The 19,109-nt window shown below is 73.0% G+C and carries 7 protein-coding genes; 5 read left to right on the top strand and 2 right to left on the bottom strand.

Features of this window, described 5'->3' with window-relative positions:
• The first annotated feature begins 31 nt into the window (after positions 1-31).
• Both ACZ4QV_RS22080 and ACZ4QV_RS22075 read left to right on the top strand, forming a co-directional pair.
• The gene (locus ACZ4QV_RS22080) at positions 32-1,165 is read left to right on the top strand and encodes an amidase domain-containing protein (protein ID WP_361590981.1); all 1,134 of its coding nucleotides are present in this window, start codon (positions 32-34) and stop codon (positions 1,163-1,165) included.
• Positions 1,166-1,343: 178 nt separating this feature from the next.
• A complete protein-coding gene (locus tag ACZ4QV_RS22075) occupies positions 1,344-2,621 on the top strand; it encodes a polysaccharide deacetylase family protein (protein WP_361590983.1) in 1,278 nt (425 codons plus the stop codon).
• Positions 2,622-2,723: 102 nt separating this feature from the next.
• On the opposite strand, the gene ACZ4QV_RS22070 is transcribed toward ACZ4QV_RS22075, so the two are convergent.
• On the bottom strand, positions 2,724-4,769 hold the full coding sequence (locus ACZ4QV_RS22070; protein ID WP_467763297.1) for a transglycosylase domain-containing protein: 2,046 nt from the start codon (positions 4,767-4,769) through the stop codon (positions 2,724-2,726).
• 477 nt (positions 4,770-5,246) lie between these two features.
• Positions 5,247-5,774 (bottom strand): hypothetical protein, encoded by a 528-nt coding sequence (locus tag ACZ4QV_RS22065; RefSeq protein ID WP_361152488.1) that lies wholly within the window; start codon positions 5,772-5,774, stop codon positions 5,247-5,249.
• 169 nt (positions 5,775-5,943) lie between these two features.
• On the opposite strand from ACZ4QV_RS22065, the gene ACZ4QV_RS22060 reads away from it, so the two are divergent.
• The 3 genes from ACZ4QV_RS22060 to ACZ4QV_RS22050 all read left to right on the top strand — a co-directional run bounded on the left by ACZ4QV_RS22060 (position 5,944) and on the right by ACZ4QV_RS22050 (position 19,065).
• On the top strand, positions 5,944-6,597 hold the full coding sequence (locus ACZ4QV_RS22060; protein ID WP_361152491.1) for a response regulator transcription factor: 654 nt from the start codon (positions 5,944-5,946) through the stop codon (positions 6,595-6,597).
• 133 nt (positions 6,598-6,730) lie between these two features.
• Positions 6,731-7,945 (top strand): sensor histidine kinase, encoded by a 1,215-nt coding sequence (locus tag ACZ4QV_RS22055; protein ID WP_467763296.1) that lies wholly within the window; start codon positions 6,731-6,733, stop codon positions 7,943-7,945.
• Between the two features lie 215 nt (positions 7,946-8,160).
• Positions 8,161-19,065 (top strand): non-ribosomal peptide synthetase, encoded by a 10,905-nt coding sequence (locus ACZ4QV_RS22050; RefSeq protein WP_467763295.1) that lies wholly within the window; start codon positions 8,161-8,163, stop codon positions 19,063-19,065.
• Positions 19,066-19,109 lie beyond the last annotated feature (44 nt).

Here is a 19,109-nt window from a genome sequence, read left to right as displayed (position 1 = left end):
CGGGTGGGCCGGGGTGACAAGGGGAAAATTCGTGACATCAACGATCCTCAGGTCCGCCGTCGGCACGGTGCTCACCGTGGCCGCGGTGGCCGTGTGCCTGCCCGCCTCGTCCGCCGCCGCCGCGCCGCGGACCGCCGCTGCGGACCAGGCGACGACGCAGACCTTCACCCGCACCGCCGACGCGGTACTGACACAGCGGACGGCGGCGCTGCTCGACAACCGCTCGGGCCGAATAGCCGAGCTGCCCCGCAAGCAGGTGCGCCTGTCGGCGCGCCTGGCGCGGGCCGAGGACGCCGGGGTGTCCTCGCTGCGGGCCCGCAAGAAGCGGCTCGCCGGCCTCGGGGAGGCGTACACCGCCGCCGACACCCGCGTCACCGTGGACAGCACCCGGCTCACCGGCCGGCGCGCCACGGTGGAGGTCACCGAGAGCACCACGCTCACGTACAAGAAGATCCGCGGGGACGAGCCGGCCACCACCGGCTTCAAGGCCCGCCACGAGCTGGACTTCACCGCGGTCCCGGGCGGCACCTGGGAGCTGACCGGGATCAGGTCCCGGGACGAGGGCCCCGGCGCGATCAACGCCCCCACGCTGCGGACGGCGGCGGTCGCGGACGACGGCAACACCATGCCCAGCGCGCCGGCCGCCGGCATCTCGCGGCCCGCGCGTCCGTTCCCCCGCAAGCAGGTGACCGGCGGTCTCGACTACGCCGCGATGGCCGCGTACTCGGAGAAGTACTGGCGGAACTACAACCCCGAGTACCGCAAGTTCAACGCGGCCGGCGGTGACTGCACGAACTTCCTCAGCCAGGCCCTGAAGGCGGGCGGCTGGAAGACGGAGGGCGGCTCGGCCTCGGACTACCGCAAGTGGTGGTACGACGCGAACCACCAGTCCGACAGCTGGGTGGGGGCCAACGAGTGGTCCTGGTACGCGCTGAACTCCCGGCGCGTGACCAGCCTGTCGAACGTCTACCAGATGGACGTCGGCGACGTCATGCAGATGGACTTCGACGGGGACGGGTCCAAGGACCACTCCATGATGACGACGTACCGCAGCAGTTACGGCGTGCCGTACCTGACGTACCACTCGACCAACACCTACCGGAAGTCGGTGGCGAGCATCATCGCGTCCTACCCGGACTCGGTCTACTACGCCTACCGCACCTGACGGCAGGGCCGGGCGGCCCGTCGCGCCGCCCGGCCGCCGTCCACGCGGCGGGCCGCGGACCCGGCGGACCGGCCGGGCCCGCGGTGTGGCGCAATACAGCGCCCGGGGCTGATGAGTGGCATGACTCCTCTGTGATACTTGGGCCAGAACACGTGTTTTGGTGCCAGGGGGTAGGGAAATGTCGAAGAAGAGCGTGCTCGGCGCGCCGGCGCTGGTCACCGTGGCGGCTCTCGCCCTCGGCCTGACGGCCTGCGGCTCCGACGACCAGGGTGGGGACACGAAGGCGGCGCCGTCGCAGGACGCCGCCCAGCCGAGGCCGGCCCCGCCGGAGGGCGGCGCGGACCAGGGCAAGGAGACACCGAAGCCGAAGCCCGAGGAGAAGTGGGACGGCAAGGTCAAGGTGCTCGGGGACGGCTCGACGTCGTACACCGGCCCCCAGCCCCACCAGCCCAAGCCCGCGAAGCTCAAGCCCGGCGAGAAGCCGCCGCAGTTCGTGGTGTTCTCCTGGGACGGCGCGCTGGAGGGCGACGACCATCTCTTCTCGCATTTCCGGGAGGTGGCCAAGGAGAACAACGCCAAGATGACGTTCTTCCTCACCGGCACCTATCTCCTGCCGAAAGCGAAGGCGACGATGTACAAGCCGCCGCAGCACAAGCCGGGCGCCTCGGCGATTTCGTACGCGACCAATGAGCACATCAAGGACACCCTGCGCCAGGTCCGGGGCGCGTGGCTGGACGGCAACGAGATCGGCACCCACTTCAACGGCCATTTCTGCGGGGCCAAGGGCGGCGGTGACTGGAGCGTCGCGGAGTGGAAGAGCGAGATCGAGCAGGCGTACTCCTTCGTCCAGAACTGGAAGACGAACACCGGGTACACGAGCCTGCCCCCGCTGCCCTTCGACTACAAGAAGGAGCTGGTGGGCGGACGTGCGCCGTGCCTGGAGGGTCAGGAGAACCTGCTCACCGCGGCCAAGGACTTCAAGTGGCGCTACGACGCCAGCTCGCCCGGCGACTTCCAGATATGGCCGTCGAAGAAGAACGGCATATGGAACTTCCCGTTGCAACTGCTGCCCTATCCGCAGAGCGAGAAGCAGGTCCTGTCCATGGACTTCAACTTCCTCTACAACCAGTCCGGTGACAACACCAAGGGCGACCCGGCGAAGTACGCGCAGTGGCGGAAGCTGACCCGGGACGGATACCTCAACGGATTCAACCGCGTCTACCACGGGAGCCGGGCGCCGCTGTTCATCGGCAACCACTTCGAGGACTGGAACGGCGGCATCTACATGAAAGCCATCGAAGACCTCGTGAAGTCGGTCTGCAAACGGGACGGGGTGCGCTGTGTCACCTTCAAGCAGGTGGCCGACTGGCTGGACGCCCAGGACCCCGCGGTCCTGGAGCGGATGCGCGGACTCGACCCGGCGCAGATCACGGACTGGTCGTCGGTGGTCAAGTAGCCCGGCCACGGCCCCGGCCGCCGGTACGCCAGGAGTCGCCAAAGCCCCCGGCCCGCGCCCCCCGAAGGGAATCGCGGGCCGGGGGCTTTCCCGGTGGGCGCCCTACCGGGTGGCGGCCATGTAGCGCGTCCAGATGTCGGTCGGGTACGGGCTGCCGACCGCGCCCTTCGCCCGGCCGCCGATGCCGTCCAGCGGCAGCAGCTCCTGGCTCTTGGGGTCGATGCGGGCGAGCGAGACGGCGGTCGACACGGTGCCGCGGTAGCCGACGAACCAGGCCGACTTGTTCTCCTGTTCGGTGCCCGTCTTGCCGGCCGCTCCCGGACCCGCCGCCTTCGCCGCGGTGGCCGAGCCCCGGCTGACGGCCTCGCGCAGCGCGTCGTCCACGGCACCCGCCACGTCCTGCGGCAGCACCTGCGCGGCAGCCGGCTTCTCGACCGGCACGTCGCTGCCGTTGCGCATGAGCTTGCCGACCGAGTACGGCTCGCTGTGCTTGCCCCGGCCCGCGAACGTGGCGTACGCGTCGGCCATGCGGATCGCGCTGGGTGTGGCGGTGCCCAGGGCGAAGGACGGCAGCTTCTCGCCGAGGCTGCTCTCCAGCAGCCCGGTCTGCACGCCCACCTTGCCGACCCGCTCCAGGCCCACGTCCATGCCCAGTTGCATGATGCTGCTGTTGACGGACTGCGCGACCGCGCTCTTGAGGGGAATCCGGCCCCAGGACCTGCCGCCGTCGTTCTCCGCCTTGGCGATCTTTCCGGCCCGGTCCCAGTACGGGCCCTCCGGCGTCCGCAGCGTGATCTTGTTGTTGCCGTCGTAGACCGTGGCCGGCGTGACCGGGGTACGGGGCTTGCCGCGCTCGCGCTCGACACCGTCGCGCAGCGCCGCCGCGTAGACGAACGGCGTGAAGGCGCTGCCCGCCGGCACCACCGAGGAGTTGGCGTCGTTGAAACCCTGCTCAAGGTAGCCGGGGCCGCCGTACAGGGCGACGATCCGCCCGTCCGTGGTCACCGAGGCCGCGCCGATCCGCGCGTGGCGGTCGGCCGCGCGGCCGACCGGGTCGAGCTTGGCCCGTACGGACTCGACGGCCTTGGTCAGGGCCGTCGTCCGGGGCGCCTCGAAGGTGGTGTGGATCTGGTAGCCGCCGAGGGCGAATTCCTTCTCGGAGACGTCGGTGTGCGCGCCGACGTAGGCCCGGGCGGTCTCCACGAGGTAGCCGTTCTGGCCGGTCAGCCCGGCGGGCTTGGGCGGGGCCTGCGGCTCGGGGAAGCGGGTGTAGCGGCCCCGCTCCTCGGGCGAGAGCTTGCCGATGGCCACCATCCGGTCGAGCACCCAGTTCCAGCGCTCCACGGCGCGCTTGCGGGGCTCGGCGCCGAGTGCCGGGTCGTAGAGCGCGGCGCCCTTGAGGAGGCAGGCGAGGAACGCGCCCTCGCTGGCGTTCAGTTGCGCGGCGTCCTTGCCGTAGTAGGCGTGCGCGGCGCGCTGGATGCCGTAGGTGCCGCGCCCGAACCAGCTCGTGTTCAGGTACCGCTCAAGGATCTCGTCCTTGGTCATCTTGTTGTCGAGCTTGATCGCGATGAACATCTCGCTGAGCTTGCGGGTGAAGGTCTGGTCCTGGTTGAGGTACGCGTTCTTCACGTACTGCTGGGTGATGGTGGAGCCGCCCTGGGTGTCGCCGCCGATGACCATCCTGGTGGCGGCCCGGAGGATGCCGCTGGGCGAGATGCCGCTGTCGGAGTAGAACGTCTCGTTCTCGGCGGCGAGCGCGGCCCAGCGGACGTGTTCGGGAACGGCGTCGAGCGGGGTGTCCTGCCGGTTGATGTCGCCGGTACGGGCCATCTCGGTGCCGTCGGCCCAGTAGTAGACGTTGTCCTGCTGGGTGGCGAAGGCGTTGAGGTCGGCGGGTATCTCGGTGCGCGCGTACATGATCGCCACGAGGATGGCCAGGACGCCGAAGCAGGAGCCGGTCAGCCCCAGCGTCTGGCGCCAGGACGGCACCCAGCGCCGGAAGCCGGTGCGCCCCGGGCGCGGGTAGGCCGGGCGGCGGAGCCGGAGACTGCGGCGGTTGGCGGCCCACCACCGGTTGAGGACGGACCATCGGCCGCCCGCGGCGGCGGTGGCCCGGGCGTGTGCCCCTTTTCGACGTTCGATCACTGCTCGACCCTATGGGATTACTCCCCGTACGAATGTTCTGCTCTGCCACGAAAACGTTACGTTTCCCTGGCGACGGGGCGACGGGGCGACGGGGCGACGGGGCGACGGGGCGACGGGGCGGGCGGTGGTGCCGCCGGCCGGCCGTGGCGCGGGTCCGGACGGCCGGCGGCGGGGCGGACCGCCGGAGACCGAGGTGCGGCGCCCCGGCCGGTCGTCGTGCGCACGGGGGACGGCCGGGGCGGCCGCGTGGTCTCCGGCGGCCCTGGGGGAGGACATCGAATTCGGCGGCCACCGGGCTCGGCGAAGCGAATGGAGCCGGTTATTCGAACAACGGCCGGAATTCTTGGGCGTAGTGCGAATCTTCCATGATGCCGGTCCTGCGGTTACGCCGTGGTTACAGGCCGGATTCCGTGGAATAAGGGCGTGCCGAGAATGTCCAACCGCCCAATGGGGGCGGTTGGACGTACTGCCGGAAGGTCAGAACTCGGAAGGCAGACTCGGTGCCTTGGGCGCCGCCGGGCAGTCCTCGGTGCAGGTGAAACCGAGCGCCGGAGTCTCGGGCGTCACCGCCGCGGGCTCCTTCGGCAGGCTGCTGTTCTCGGGCAGTTTCGACGCGCATGCCTTGGCCGCGGTCCGGTACGCCTTGGAGACCGGGTTGACGGTGCCGCCGGCCTTGAGCTGGAGCTGCCCGTTCTCCTTGACGGTGATCCCCGGGAAGTCCTTGATCCCGTTGTCCTTCATGCACTGGGTGAACGCCTCGGCCTGCCGCTCCCGCGTCGCCGAGTCCCCGGCGGCCGCCTTGCCCGTACCGCCCGAAGCGGACGTCGAGGACGCAGCCTGCGCCGCACCGGCGACGGACCGCGACGCAGCGGCCGGGGCCGCGGACGACGAGGTCTGGAGCACCAGGGCGGTCCCGCCGGCCGCCAGCGCCGCGACGAGCAGCGGGACGGCGAACAGCCTGCGCTTCCTACGGGGTGGTGTTTCTTCTTCGGACGGTGCCGACATGTCAACTCCTCTGGGACGCTGGACGTCTGGAAGCCAGTTCAGCAACCGGGCGGTTACCGCGGCGGAACATCGGGTGTTAGGCGTCTGTAACCCCGACCAGCCCTTACCCCGCTGTAACCGCCCGCCGCGCAAGATCACGGACAACAGTGCCGAACCGACGGTGGGGGCCATGCGGATTCTGGTGGTGGAGGATCATCGCGATCTCGCGGAGACGCTGGCCGCGGGCCTGCGCCGGGAAGGCATGGCGGTCGATGTCGCCCTGGACGGGACGGCCGCGCTGGAACGCACCGCGGTCAACCGGTACGAGGTCGTCGTCCTCGACCGCGACCTGCCCGGCCTGCACGGCGACGAGGTGTGCCAGACGCTGATCACCGAGGGCTACCCGGCGCGGGTGCTGATGCTGACCGCCGCCGCCACGATCGAGGACCGGGTGGAGGGCCTGACCAGCGGTGCCGACGACTACCTGCCCAAGCCGTTCGCCTTCGCCGAACTGGTCGCCCGGATCCGGGCCCTGAGCCGCCGCAGTCAGCCCGCGCTGCCCCCGGTCCTGTGCCACGCCGACCTCAAGCTGGACCCGGGCAAGCGCACCGCGCAGCGCGCGGGCACCCGGCTCGACCTCAGCCCGAAGGAGTTCGCGGTGCTCGAACTGCTGCTGGCGGCCGGCGGGCGGGTGGTCTCCGCCGAGGAGCTGCTGGAGCGGGCCTGGGACGAGGCCGCCGACCCGTTTACCAACACGGTCAAGGTCACGGTGAGCCGGCTGCGGCGCAAGCTGGGCGATCCGCCGCTCATCGAGACCGTCGCCCAGGCCGGCTACCGGATCTGAGGGGAGGCCGGGGATGCGCCGCACACTCCGTCCGGTCCGCCGCACGTCCGGCGGCCGTCCGCCCGGCGACCCGGGGCGCGGCCGGCCGGGCCCCGGCCGTCCCACGTCCGGTGGTTCGGCGTCCGACCGCCCCATGTCCGGCCATCGCGCCTCCGGCCGTCCCGCCTCCGGCCATCGCGCCTCCGGCCCCCTGGCCAAGGTCCGCTGGACCATCCGGCTCCGGCTGACCCTCCTGTACGGCGCCCTCTTCCTGGTCACCGGCGTGCTGCTGCTCACCGTGGTCTACCTGCTGGTGGCCGGGCGGCCACCGTGGGCCGGTGTCGAGCCGCCCGCTCCGCCGGCCGCTTCCGTGACGCCCAGCGGCCTCGGCGCCGACGTACCGGCTCCGACGGTGGACCTGGAGCCGTATCTCCAACAACAGCGCAGCGACTATCTGCGGAAGCTGCTCACCTCCTCCGGAATCGCGCTGGTCCTGCTGACCTTCCTGTCGGTGTGGCTGGGCTGGCTGATGGCAGGCCGGGCGCTGCGGCCGCTGCGGACCATGGCGGACACCGCGAAGGACATTTCGGCCAGCGACCTGCACCGGCGGCTCGGCGCGCCCGGCCCGTCCGACGAGATCAAGGACCTGGCCGACACGTTCGACGCGCTGCTCGACCACCTGGAGGCCGCCTTCGAGGCGCAGCGCAGGTTCGTCGCCAACGCCTCCCACGAGCTGCGCACCCCGCTCACCTTCGAACGCAGCCTGCTGGAGATCACCCTCGCCGACCCGCGGGCGAGCGCCGCCGAACTGCGGGAGACGTGCGTCCGCGTGCTGGGCAGCAACGCCCGGCAGGAGAAGCTGATCGAGGCGCTGCTGACGCTGGCCCGCAGCCAGCGCGGGCTGGACCGGCGGGTGCCGCTGGACCTGGCGGCGCTGGCCGCCGACCACTTGGACCGGCCGCGGGACGCCGACGGCCCACCCGGTGTGCGGATCGGCGGCGAGCTGGCGCCGGCCGCCGTGCTAGGCGACCCGCCGCTGGTCGAGCGGCTGATCGTCAACCTGGTCGACAACGCGGTCCGGCACAACGTGCCCGACGGGCAGGTGCGGGTGTGGACAGGCCGGTGCGCGGGGCGGCCGGCGCTGAGCGTCCGCAACACCGGGCCCCAAGTCCTCCCGTCCCAGGTCGAACTGATCTTCCAGCCGTTCCAGCGGCTGCGCGCGACCCGGCTCGGCGGCCACGACGGCCAGGGCATCGGCCTGTCGATCGTCGCCGCCATCGCGGCCGCCCACGACGCGGAGCTGCATGCCGAGGCGCTGCCGGAAGGCGGTCTCGAAATCCGCGTCGAATTCCCGCCCGTCGCCCACTGACGCCGCAGGGAATTCCCCTTCTTCTGGACGTCAATATTCCGCTGTCTGGACACTGCGCGGGCCCGCCGCGTTACGGGTATGTTCGCCGCAAGAGCTGCCGCCGCGCGCCCCGGATAACGGTGTGGCCGCGCGGCGTTGTAATTCTTCGGGGGGAGCTCGGCGTGCGCGGAAACCGGAATAACCGCGGTGACCGGTCGGAACCGACGGGGATTCCGTTGTCGTCCGGCCAGCAGCGGATGTGGTTCGTCAACAGGCTGGAGAACGCGGGCGCCGCGTACACGATGGCCATGGCCGTCCGGCTCGTCGGCGGGCTGCGCACGGCGGCGCTGGAGGCGGCGTGGGCCGATGTCGTCGGGCGCCACGAGGCGCTGCGTACGGTCTTCGCCGAGGCGGACGGGGAGGTCCGGCAGCGGGTGCGGGACGAACCGCCGGCCGGGCTCGGGAACCGCGGTGTCAGCGAGGAGGAGCTGGCGTCCGTCCTCGCCGCCGAGGCGGGCCGGGAGTTCGACCTGCGGGCCGAGCCGCCGTGCCGGGCGACGCTGTACGCCCTCTCCCCACGCGAGCACGTTCTGCTGCTGGTGGTGCACCACATCGCCGTCGACGGGCGGTCCCTGGAGGTGCTGGCCCGCGACCTGTCACGTGCCTACGCCGCCCGGTCGCGGGGCCGGGCGCCGGAGTGGACGCCGCTGCCCGTCGCGTACACCGATGTCGCCCGGCGGCAGCAGGAACTGCTCGGCGCCGGGCAGGACCCGGAGAGTGTGTACGGGCGGCAGCTCGCCTACTGGCGCCAGGCACTGGCGGGCCTGCCCGCCCAACTGGACCTGCCCTGCGACCGGCCGCGTCCCGCCGAGCCCCGGCACGAGGGGAGTGCGGTGCCGGTCCGCATTCCGCCGGACACCCACCGGGCCCTGCTGAGGATCGCGGACGACTGCGACGCCACCCCGCTCATGGTCGTACGGGCCGCGCTCGCCGTCCTGCTCTCGCGTCTGGGCGCGGGGGACGACATCCCCATCGGCTCCCCGGTCGACGGACGGACCGACGCGACGCTCGAAGACCTGGTCGGGTTCGTGGCCAACACCCTGGTCCTGCGGACGGACCTCACCGGAGACCCCGCCTTCACCGACCTGGTGCGGCGGGTCCGCGCCACCGGCCGGGCCGCCGAGGCCCACCAGGACCTGCCCTTCGAACACCTCGTCGGCGTGCTCAACCCGGACCGCTCGCTGGCCCGCCACCCGCTGTTCCAAGTCCTGCTGGTGATGGAGGACTCGCCCGGCTCCGCCTGGGACCTGCCCGGCCTGACCGCCGTACCGGAGCGGGTCGGCATCGAGGCGGCGCGCGACGACCTGACGTTCGGCCTCTTCGACCTCTACCTCAACCTCACCGAACGCCACGACGCGGACGGCCGGCCCGGCGGCATCGACGGCGGGCTCTGGCACAACGCGGCACTCTTCGACCGGGAGACGGCCGCCCTGCTGGCCGCCCGGCTGACCGCGGTCCTCGCCCGGCTCACCGCGGACCCGGCGCTGCGGGTGAGCGAGACCGGCGTCCTGCTCGACGGCGAGGAAGCGCGGCTGCTCACCGAGGTGAACACCGGCCGGGCGGCCGCCCCGGACACGACCGTCCCCGCACGGTTCGCGGAGGTCGCCGCCCGCTTCCCGGACGCGGCCGCGATCGTCTCGGACGCGGACACCCTCACGTACGCGGAACTCGACGCACAGGCGAACCGGTTCGCCCGGTACCTGCGCGCCGGGGGAGTGGCGCCGGGCCACCGCGTCGGCGTCGTGCTGCCCCGCTCCGCCGGACTGGTCGTCGCCCTGCTGGGCATCGCCAAGGCCGGAGCGCTGGCCGTACCGGTGGACCCGTCCTACCCGGCCGAGCGGGTGCGGTACCTGCTGGAGGACTCCGCCCCCACGCTGGTCGTGAGCGGGGAGGAGGCGCCGCGGGAACCCCTCCTCCGGGACTTCTCGGCCGCGCCGCTCCCGGTGCGGATACCGACGGAATCGGGCCTGTACGTGATGTACACCTCCGGATCGACGGGCACACCCAAGGGCGTCACGGCCACCCACGGCAACGTCACGGCGCTCGCCCTGGACACGTGCTGGGGCGACATCGGCACCGGGCGCGTCCTCTTCCACGCCCCGCACGCCTTCGACGCCGCCACGTTCGAACTGTGGGTGCCGCTGCTCAACGGCGGGTGCGTCGTGGTGGCACCGGAGACGGAGCTGACCGGGAGCACTCTGGCCCGGCTGGTCGCCGCCCACGCGCTGACGGCCGTGCACGTCACCGCCGGGCTGTTCCGGCTGCTGGCCCAGGAGACCCCCGACTGCTTCACTGGCCTCCGGAACGTCCTGACCGGCGGCGACGTGGTCCCCGCCGAAGCCGTCGTCCGCGTCGCCGAAGCGTGCCCGGACGTCACGCTGCACCACCTGTACGGGCCGACGGAAATCACCCTGTGCGCCACCACGTACACCGTCCCCCCGGGAGCGCGGGCGCCTGCGGTGCTCCCGATCGGCGGCCCGCGCGACGGTGTACGGGTCTTCGTCCTGGACCGGGTCCTGCGCCCGGTACCACCCGGCGTCGCCGGTGAACTGTACGTCGCGGGGCGGGGCGTCGCCCCCGGCTACCTGAACCGCCCCGCGCGCACCGCGGAACGCTTCGTCGCCTGCCCGTACGGCGGCGGGCGGATGTACCGCACCGGCGACCTGGTCCGCTGGGACCGCCACGGCCGCCTGGTCTTCCTGCGCCGCGCCGACGACCAGGTGAAGGTCCGGGGCTTCCGGATCGAGCCGGCCGAGGTCGAGGCCGTCCTCGGCCGGTGCCCCGGCGTGGACCAGGCAGCCGTCGTCGTCCGCGAGGACCGGCCCGGCGACAAACGCCTCGTCGCCTACGTCGTCGGTGACGCGTCGGGCGTACGGGACTTCGCCGCCGAGCACCTGCCCGACCACATGGTCCCCGGCACCGTCGTCCCCCTCGACGCCCTGCCGCTGACGGCCAACGGCAAGGTCGATCGGGCCGCGCTGCCCGCCCCCGACCACGCGGCCGCCATCTCGGACCGCCCGCCCCGCACCCCGCAGGAACAGACCCTGTGCCGGCTCTTCGCCGAGGTCCTGGGCCTGGACCGGACCGGCATCGACGACCGGTTCTTCGACCTGGGCGGCGACTCCCTGCTGGCCATGCGGCTGATCAGCAGGGCCCGTACCGCCCTGGGCGTCGAGATCCCCCTCACCGTGCTGTTCGAGTCGCCCACGGTCGCGGGTCTGGCCGGGCTGCTGAGCGAACTGGGCACCGGGCGCCCGCGCGTGGTCGCGGCGCGGCGGCCGGAGATCCTGCCGCTGTCGTTCGGGCAGCAGCGCATGTGGTTCGCGAACCGGCTGGAGGACACCGGCGCCTACAACATGGCCATGGCCGTCCGGCTCACCGGCAGCCTGGACCTGCCCGCGCTGCGCGCCGCCTGGGCGGACGTGATCGCGCGCCACGAGCCGCTGCGCACGGTCTTCCCCGAGCGGGACGGCATACCGCGCCAACTGGTCCTGGACGGTGACCGGACGGAGCCGGGACACTCACCTGGCACTCCGGACCTGCCGGTCCTCCCCGCCGACGAGGCGTCACTCGACACCGTACTGGCCGAGCACATCGGCCGCCGGTTCGCCCTCGACACGGCGCCGCCCCGGCGGGCGACCCTGTTCGCCCTGTCCGCCGACGCCCACGTATTCCTGGTGGTCGTGCACCACATCGCCGCCGACGGCTGGTCGATGGGCATTCTGGCCCGCGACCTGTCGACGGCGTACACGGCGCGGAGCGCGGGGCGCGCGCCCGACTGGGCGCCCCTGCCCGTCCAGTACGCCGACTTCACCCTCTGGCAGCACGCACTCCTCGACAGCGGCAACGGCCTGCTCGACACCCAGCTCGCCCACTGGACCGAGACCCTGGCCGGTCTGCCGGACCAGCTCGAACTGCCCACCGACCGGCCGCGCCCGGCCACGGCGAGCCACCGCGGTGCCGCGCTGCCGTTCACCGTCGAAGCCCGGACGCACCAGCGGCTCGGCGCCGTCGCCCGCGCGTGCGACACCACCTTGTTCACCGTCGCGCAGGCCGCGGTCGTCCTCCTGCTGTCCCGGCTCGGCGCGGGCGAGGACATCCCGCTCGGCACCCCCGTCACGGACCGCACCGACGAGTCCCTGGACGGCGTCGTCGGGTTCTTCCTCAACACCCTGGTGCTGCGGACCGACGCCGGCGGCGATCCGACCTTCGCCGAACTGGTGGCACGAGCCCGGGACGCCGACCTCGCCGCCTACGCCCACCAGGACCTCCCGTTCGAACACCTCGTGGAGGCGCTGAAGCCCGCCCGTTCGCCCGCCCGGCACCCGCTGTTCCAGGTGCTGCTGGTGCTGGAGGACGAGCTGCACCCCGCGTGGGACCTGCCCGGCCTCGGTGCGGCACCGGTCCCGGTCGCACCGGCCACGGTCGAGTTCGACCTGGTCTTCGGCCTGGGGGAACGCCCTGACGGCACCGGCCTCGACGGCTACCTGGAGTACGCCACCGACCTCTTCGACCCGGACAGCGCGCGAAGCCTGGTCACCCGGCTGCTCGCGGTGCTCGACCAGGTCGCCGCCGATCCGGGACTGCGGGTCGGCGAGGTCGAACTGCTGGCCCCGGAGGAGCGGCGACGGCTCGTCACCGGCGTCAACGCCGGGGCGGCGGACGCCGGCGGCCGTACGGTCCTCGGCCAGTTCGACGCCACCGTGCTGCGGTCCCGTGCCGACGCCGCCGTGACGGCGGGCGCCACCTCGCTGACGTACGGCGAACTGGACGCGCGGGCCAACCGGTTCGCCTGGTACCTGCGTGCCAAGGGGGTGGCTCCTGGTGACCGGGTGGGTGTGGTGCTTTCGCGGTCGGTGGAGCTGGTGGTCGTTCTGCTGGGTGTGGCGAAGGCGGGGGCGGTGTTCGTGCCGGTGGATCTGTCGTATCCGGTGGAGCGGGTGCGGTGGTTGCTGGCGGATGCGGCTCCGGTGCTGGTGGTGGGGGAGTCGGAGGTGTGCGAGGCGGCGCTCGGGTCCTTCTCGGCCGATCCGCTGCCGGTGGGGGTGTCGCCGGAGTCGGCGCTGTATGTGATGTACACGTCCGGGTCGACAGGTGTGCCCAAGGGCGTGGTCGCTACGCACGGGGGTGTGGCGGGGCTGGCGCTGGACTCCTGCTGGGGTGACATCGGGCCGGGCCGCGTCCTGTTCCATGCGCCGCATGCCTTTGACGCTTCGACGTTCGAGCTGTGGGTGCCGTTGCTGAACGGCGGGTGTGTGGTGGTGGCTCCCGAAATGGGCCTGGGCGGCGCCGCCTTGTCCCGTCTGGTCGAGGAGTATGCGCTGACGGCCGTCCATGTGACGGCCGGCCTCTTCCGGGTGCTGGCGCAGGAGACTCCCGAGTGCTTCGCCGGTCTGCGGCACGTGCTGACCGGCGGCGACGTGGTGCCCGCCGAAGCCGTCGCCCGGGTGGCCGAGGCGTGCCCCGGCGCCGAGATCCGCCACCTGTACGGGCCGACCGAGACCACCCTGTGCGCCACCGCACACGTCATCGGTCCGGGGGCGAAGGTGCCGCCGGTGCTGCCGATCGGCGCGCCCCGGGACGGCCTGCGGGTGTTCGTTCTGGACGGCTTCCTGCGGCCGGTTCCGGTGGGTGTCGCCGGGGAGTTGTACGTGGCCGGGCGGGGCGTTGCGCGGGGGTACCTGGGGCGTGCGGGGCTGACCGCGGAGCGGTTCGTGGCGTGCCCGTACGGCGGTGGGCGGATGTACCGGACGGGCGACCTGGTGCGCTGGGACCAGGACGGCAACCTCGTCTTCCTGGGCCGGGCCGACGACCAGGTGAAGATCCGCGGCTTCCGCATCGAACCGGCCGAGGTCGAGACCGTCCTCGGGCAGTGCCCCGGCGTCGAGCAGGCCGCCGTCGTCGTGCGGGAGGACCGGCCCGGGGACAAGCGTCTGGTCGCCTACGTCGTCGGGGACGCCTCCGGGACACGGGACTTCATGGCCGAGCGACTGCCGGACCACATGACTCCGTCGGCCACGGTCGTCCTGGACGCGCTGCCGCTGACGGCCAACGGAAAGGTCGACCGGGCGCTGCTGCCCGCCCCCGATCACGCAACGACGGAATCGTCGGCTCGCGCGCCCCGCACCCCGCAGGAACAGATCCTGTGCCGGCTGTTCGCCGAGGTGCTGGGGCTGGAGGTGGCCCGGGTCGGCATCGACGACGGCTTCTTCGACCTGGGCGGGGACTCTCTGCTGGCGACGCGGCTGGCCAGCCGGGTCAAGGGCGCGCTGGGTGCGGAAATCCCGGTGCGGGCGCTGTTCGAGGCGCCGACGGTCGCCGGGCTGGCCGGGCGGCTGGACGAGTTCGAAGCCGTACGGCCGGCGCTGGTCCGGGCCGACCGGCCCGATCCGCTGCCGCTGTCGTTCGGGCAGCAGCGGATGTGGTTCCTGCACAGCCTCGAAGGGCCGAGCGCCACCAACAACATTCCCCTCGCCGTCCGGCTGAACGGAGAGCTGGACGGCACAGCGCTGGAGGCGGCCTGGGCCGACGTCGTGGCCCGGCACGAGACGCTGCGCACCCGCTACCCCGAGCACGGCGACGGCGCCCGGCAGGACATCGTGGCCGCCGCCGAGGTGCCCGTACACCTCGCCACCGTCCGGATCGGTGCGGACGAGGTGGAACAGGCGCTGGCCGCCGGTGTCACGCAGGGCTTCCGGATCGAACACGAACTTCCGTGGCGGGTCACGCTGTTCGAGGTGGCGCCCGCCGAGCACATCCTGCTGATCGTGGTGCACCACATCGCCGCCGACGGCTGGTCCATGGGCGTCCTGGCCGACGACCTGGCGACCGCCTACACCGCACGGGCCGCAGGCCGCGCGCCCGGCTGGACGCCGCTGCCCGTCCAGTACGCCGACTTCACCGTCTGGCAGCGCGACCTGCTCGCCCAGGACACCCCGGACGGCCTGTTCGGCAGGCAGGCCGCGTTCTGGTCCGAGACCCTGGCGGGCCTGCCGGAACACCTGAAGCTGCCGTTCGACCGGCCCCGCCCGCCGGTGGCGACCCACCGGGGAGCGTTCCTGCCCTTCACGGTGGACGCCACGGCGCACCGGCGCCTGGCGGAGATCGCCCGTGAGTGCGACGCGACGCTGTTCATGGTCGCGCAGGCCGCCGTCGCCGTGCTGCTGTCCCGGCTCGGCGCCGGGGCGGACATCCCGCTCGGCACGCCCGTCGCGGGCCGCACGGACGAGGCCGTGGACCACCTGGTCGGCAACTTCCTCAACACGCTGGTGCTGCGGACGGACGTCGGCGGTGACCCCTCCTTCACCGAACTGGTCGGCCGCGTACGGGAGACCGACCTCGCCGCGTACGCCCACCAGGACCTGCCCTTCGAACACCTGGTGGAAGTGCTGAACCCGGTCCGCTCGCTGGCCAGGCACCCGCTCTTCCAGGTCGCCTTCGCCCTCCAGAACGCACCCGAGACGCACTTCGACGCCCCGGGGCTGGAGTCCCGTCCGGTACCGGTGCAGATGTCCACTTCAAAATTCGACCTGTCGGTCCTGATGTGGGAACGCCGGGACCCCGACGGCGCCCCCGCCGGCCTGGACTGCTACCTGGAGTACGCCACCGACCTCTTCGACCCCGCCACGGCGGAACGGCTGGTGGCCCGGCTGCTGCGGGTCCTCGACCAGGTCACCGCGGACCCCGCCGTACGGGCCGGGGCGGTGGACGTGCTCGGTGCCGACGAGCGGAACCGCGTCACGGCGGCGGCAGCAGCACACCGGGCGGGCACCCGGGACACGACCGTGCCCCAGCGCTTCGGACGGGTCGTCGCCCGGCACGGCGACGCCGTGGCGGTGGAGTCCGCCGACGGCACGCTGACCTACCGGGAACTGGACGCGCGGGCCGACCGCTGTGCCCAGTACCTGTACGCGAAGGGCGTCACCCCCGGCGACCGGGTCGCGGTGCTGCTCGACCGCTCGGCGGAGCTGGTCACCGTACTGCTCGGCATCGCCAAGGCGGGCGCGGCGGCCGTGCCCGTCGACACGGCGTACCCGGTCGAACGGGTGCGGTTCCTGCTGGAGGACGCCGAACCCGTCCTGGTCATGACGCGTGCCGAGGTGGCCGAGGCGCTGCGGTACTTCCCGGCCGTCCCGCCGCCCGTGAAGGTCACGCCGGACACCGGGCTGTACGTGATGTACACCTCCGGCTCGACCGGGACGCCCAAAGGGGTCCTCGCGACGCACGCGAACGTCACCGCCCTCGCCCTCGACCCCTGCTGGCACGGCATCGGCGGCGGACGGACGCTCTTCCACGCCCCGCACACCTTCGACGCGTCCACCCTGGAGCTGTGGGTGCCGCTGCTCAACGGCGGGTGCGTGGTCGTCGCGCCGCCGCTGGACCTGGACGGGGAGACGGTGGCCCGGCTGGCCGACGCGCACGCGCTGTCGGCCGTCCACGTCACCGCCGGGCTGTTCCGGGTGCTGGCGCAGGAGACGCCCGACTGCTTCAAGGGCTTCCGGCACGTGCTGACCGGCGGCGACGTGGTGCCCGCCGAGGCGGTCGCCCGGGTCACCGAAGCCTGTCCCGGCGTCACCGTCCACCACCTGTACGGGCCGACCGAGACCACCCTGTGCGCCACCACCCACACCCTCGCACCCGGAACGGCAGCACCGTCCGTCCTGCCGATCGGACGCCCACGCGACGGCGTGAGCGTCTTCGTCCTGGACCCGCTCCTGCGCCCGGTGCCCACGGACGTGGCGGGCGAACTGTACGTCGCCGGGGAGGGCGTCGCGCGCGGGTACCTGGGCCGGGCGGCGCTGACCGCCGGACGGTTCGTGGCGTGCCCGTACGGCGGTGGGCGGATGTACCGGACGGGTGACCTGGTGCGCTGGGACCGGGACGGAAACCTCGTCTTCCTCGGGCGGGCCGACGACCAGGTGAAGATCCGCGGCTTCCGCATCGAACCGGCCGAGGTCGAAGCCGTCCTTGGCCAGTGCCCCGGCGTGGACCAGGCCGCCGTCGTCGTACGGGAGGACCGGCCCGGGGACAAGCGCCTGGTCGCCTACGTCGTCGGAGAAGCAGACGGCGTACGGGAGTTCGCGGCCGAGCGGCTGCCGGACTACATGCTTCCCGGCGCCGTCGTCACCCTCGACGCGCTGCCCGTCACGGACAACGGCAAGGTCGACCGGGCCGCGCTGCCCGCACCCGACCACGCGGCGGCGTCCGGGAGGCGCGCGGCCCGCACCCCGCTCGAAACGTTCTTCTGCGGCCTCTTCGCGGACGTCCTCGGGCTGGTGACGCCGGACGCTCGTACCGGCCCGCCCGTCCCGCGGCCGGACGTCCGGCCCCCGGACGTGCCCCGTCCGGACGTGCCGGAACCGGTCGTCCCGCGCCCGGCCGGCCCGGACTCCGGTGTCCCGAGGCCCCCGGCAGCCCCCATGCCCCCGGCGGCGCCCGAAGCCCCGGCCCCGACCGTCGGCGCCGACGCCAACTTCTTCGAACTCGGCGGCGACAGCATCATCTCCTTGCAGCTCGTCGCCCGCGCCGCCCGGGCCGGGTACCGGATCAGCGCGACGGACGTCTTCCAGCACAAGACCCCGGAGGCCCTCGCCCTCGCCGCCCGCCCCGTCACGGAGGAGGAGACCCGGCACGACGACGGCGACGGCCCCGTCCCCCTCACCCCGGTCATGCGGCAGCTCGCCGACCGGCAGGCCCTGGCCGGGCCGCTGCACCAGACCGTCATGGTCTGGACCCCCACCGGCCTGACCGCCGCCGACCTGACCACCGCCCTGCAAGCCGTCCTGGACCACCACGGCGCCCTGCGGCTCCGCCTCGGCCCCGACGACACCGGCGCTCTGCACATCCGGCCGCCGGGTTCCGTCCAGGCGGCGGACCTGCTGCGGACCGTACGGCTGCCCGGACCGGCCGAGCAGATCACGGCGACGATCGTCCGCGAGCAGTGCGCCGCCGCGACCGGCCGCCTCGACCCACGCTCGGGCACCGTCCTGCAAGCCGTCCGGTTCGACGCGGGCTCGCACCGGCCGGGACGGCTGTTCCTCGCCGCCCACCACCTGTGCGTGGACAGCGCCTCCTGGCGCATCCTCCTCGACGACCTGGCGCTCGCCTGCGAGGCGGTCCGGGCGGGCACCACCCCGGCCCTGCCACCGGTCCGTACGTCCTTCCGCCGCTGGGCCGAACTGCTGCGGCAGGCCGCCCACGACCCCGCCCGCACCGCCGAACTCCCGCTCTGGCAGCGGGTCGGGGCGCCCGCCGCCCCGCTGCTGCCGACCCCGCCCACCGGGCCGGGCGGGTCCGGGGAACTGCGCATGACCCTGGCCCCCGACACGTCGGCAGCCCTGCTCACCACCGTCCCGGCGGCCTTCCACGCCGAGGTCACCGAAGTGCTCCTCGCCGCGCTGGTGCTCGCGGTCGCCGACTGGCGCGGCCGTCCCGGAGCCGTCCTGGTGGACCTCGAACGGCACGGCCGCGAAAGCGGCCTCGCACCCGGTACCGACCTGTCCCGTACGGTCGGCTGGTTCACCAGCGTCCACCCGGTCCGGCTCGACCCGGGCGGCACCGAACCCGGCGCCCGCTCCGGCGACCCCGACCCGGGGACCGTACTCAAACGCGTCAAGGAGCAGCTCAGGGGACTGCCCGAGCACGGCATCGGCCACGGACTGCTGCGCCACCTGAACGCGCGGACGGCCCCGGCCCTGGCCGGACTCGCCACCCCGCCGCTCCTGTTCAACTACCTCGGCCGCGTCCCCGCCGCGGACGAGCGCCGGACGGCCGCCACCGCGTGGACCGCCACCGGCGACGCCCACCCGCCCGAAGGCGTACGCACCCACCCGGTCGACCTCGACGCCCGCACCGTGGACACCGACGACGGGCCCCGGCTGACGGCCCACTGGGCCTGGGACCCGGCAATGGTCTCGGAGGCCGACATGCGGCGTCTCGGCCATGCGTGGTTCCGGGCCGCCGAGGCCCTGGTGGCGTGCGCCGCGCAGGCGGACGCGGGCGGCCGTACCCCGTCGGACCTCGACCTCGTCGCCCTGACGCAGGACGACATCGACCAGCTCGAAACGGAATGGGGAAAGTAGCCGTGAGCAAGCCCGGACTGGCCGACATATGGCCGCTCGCGCCG

Source organism: Streptomyces sp. NPDC026394 (genome assembly GCF_055567735.1).
Note: the sequence above shows the minus strand (reverse complement) of the source record. Positions and strands in the feature narration are given on the sequence as shown.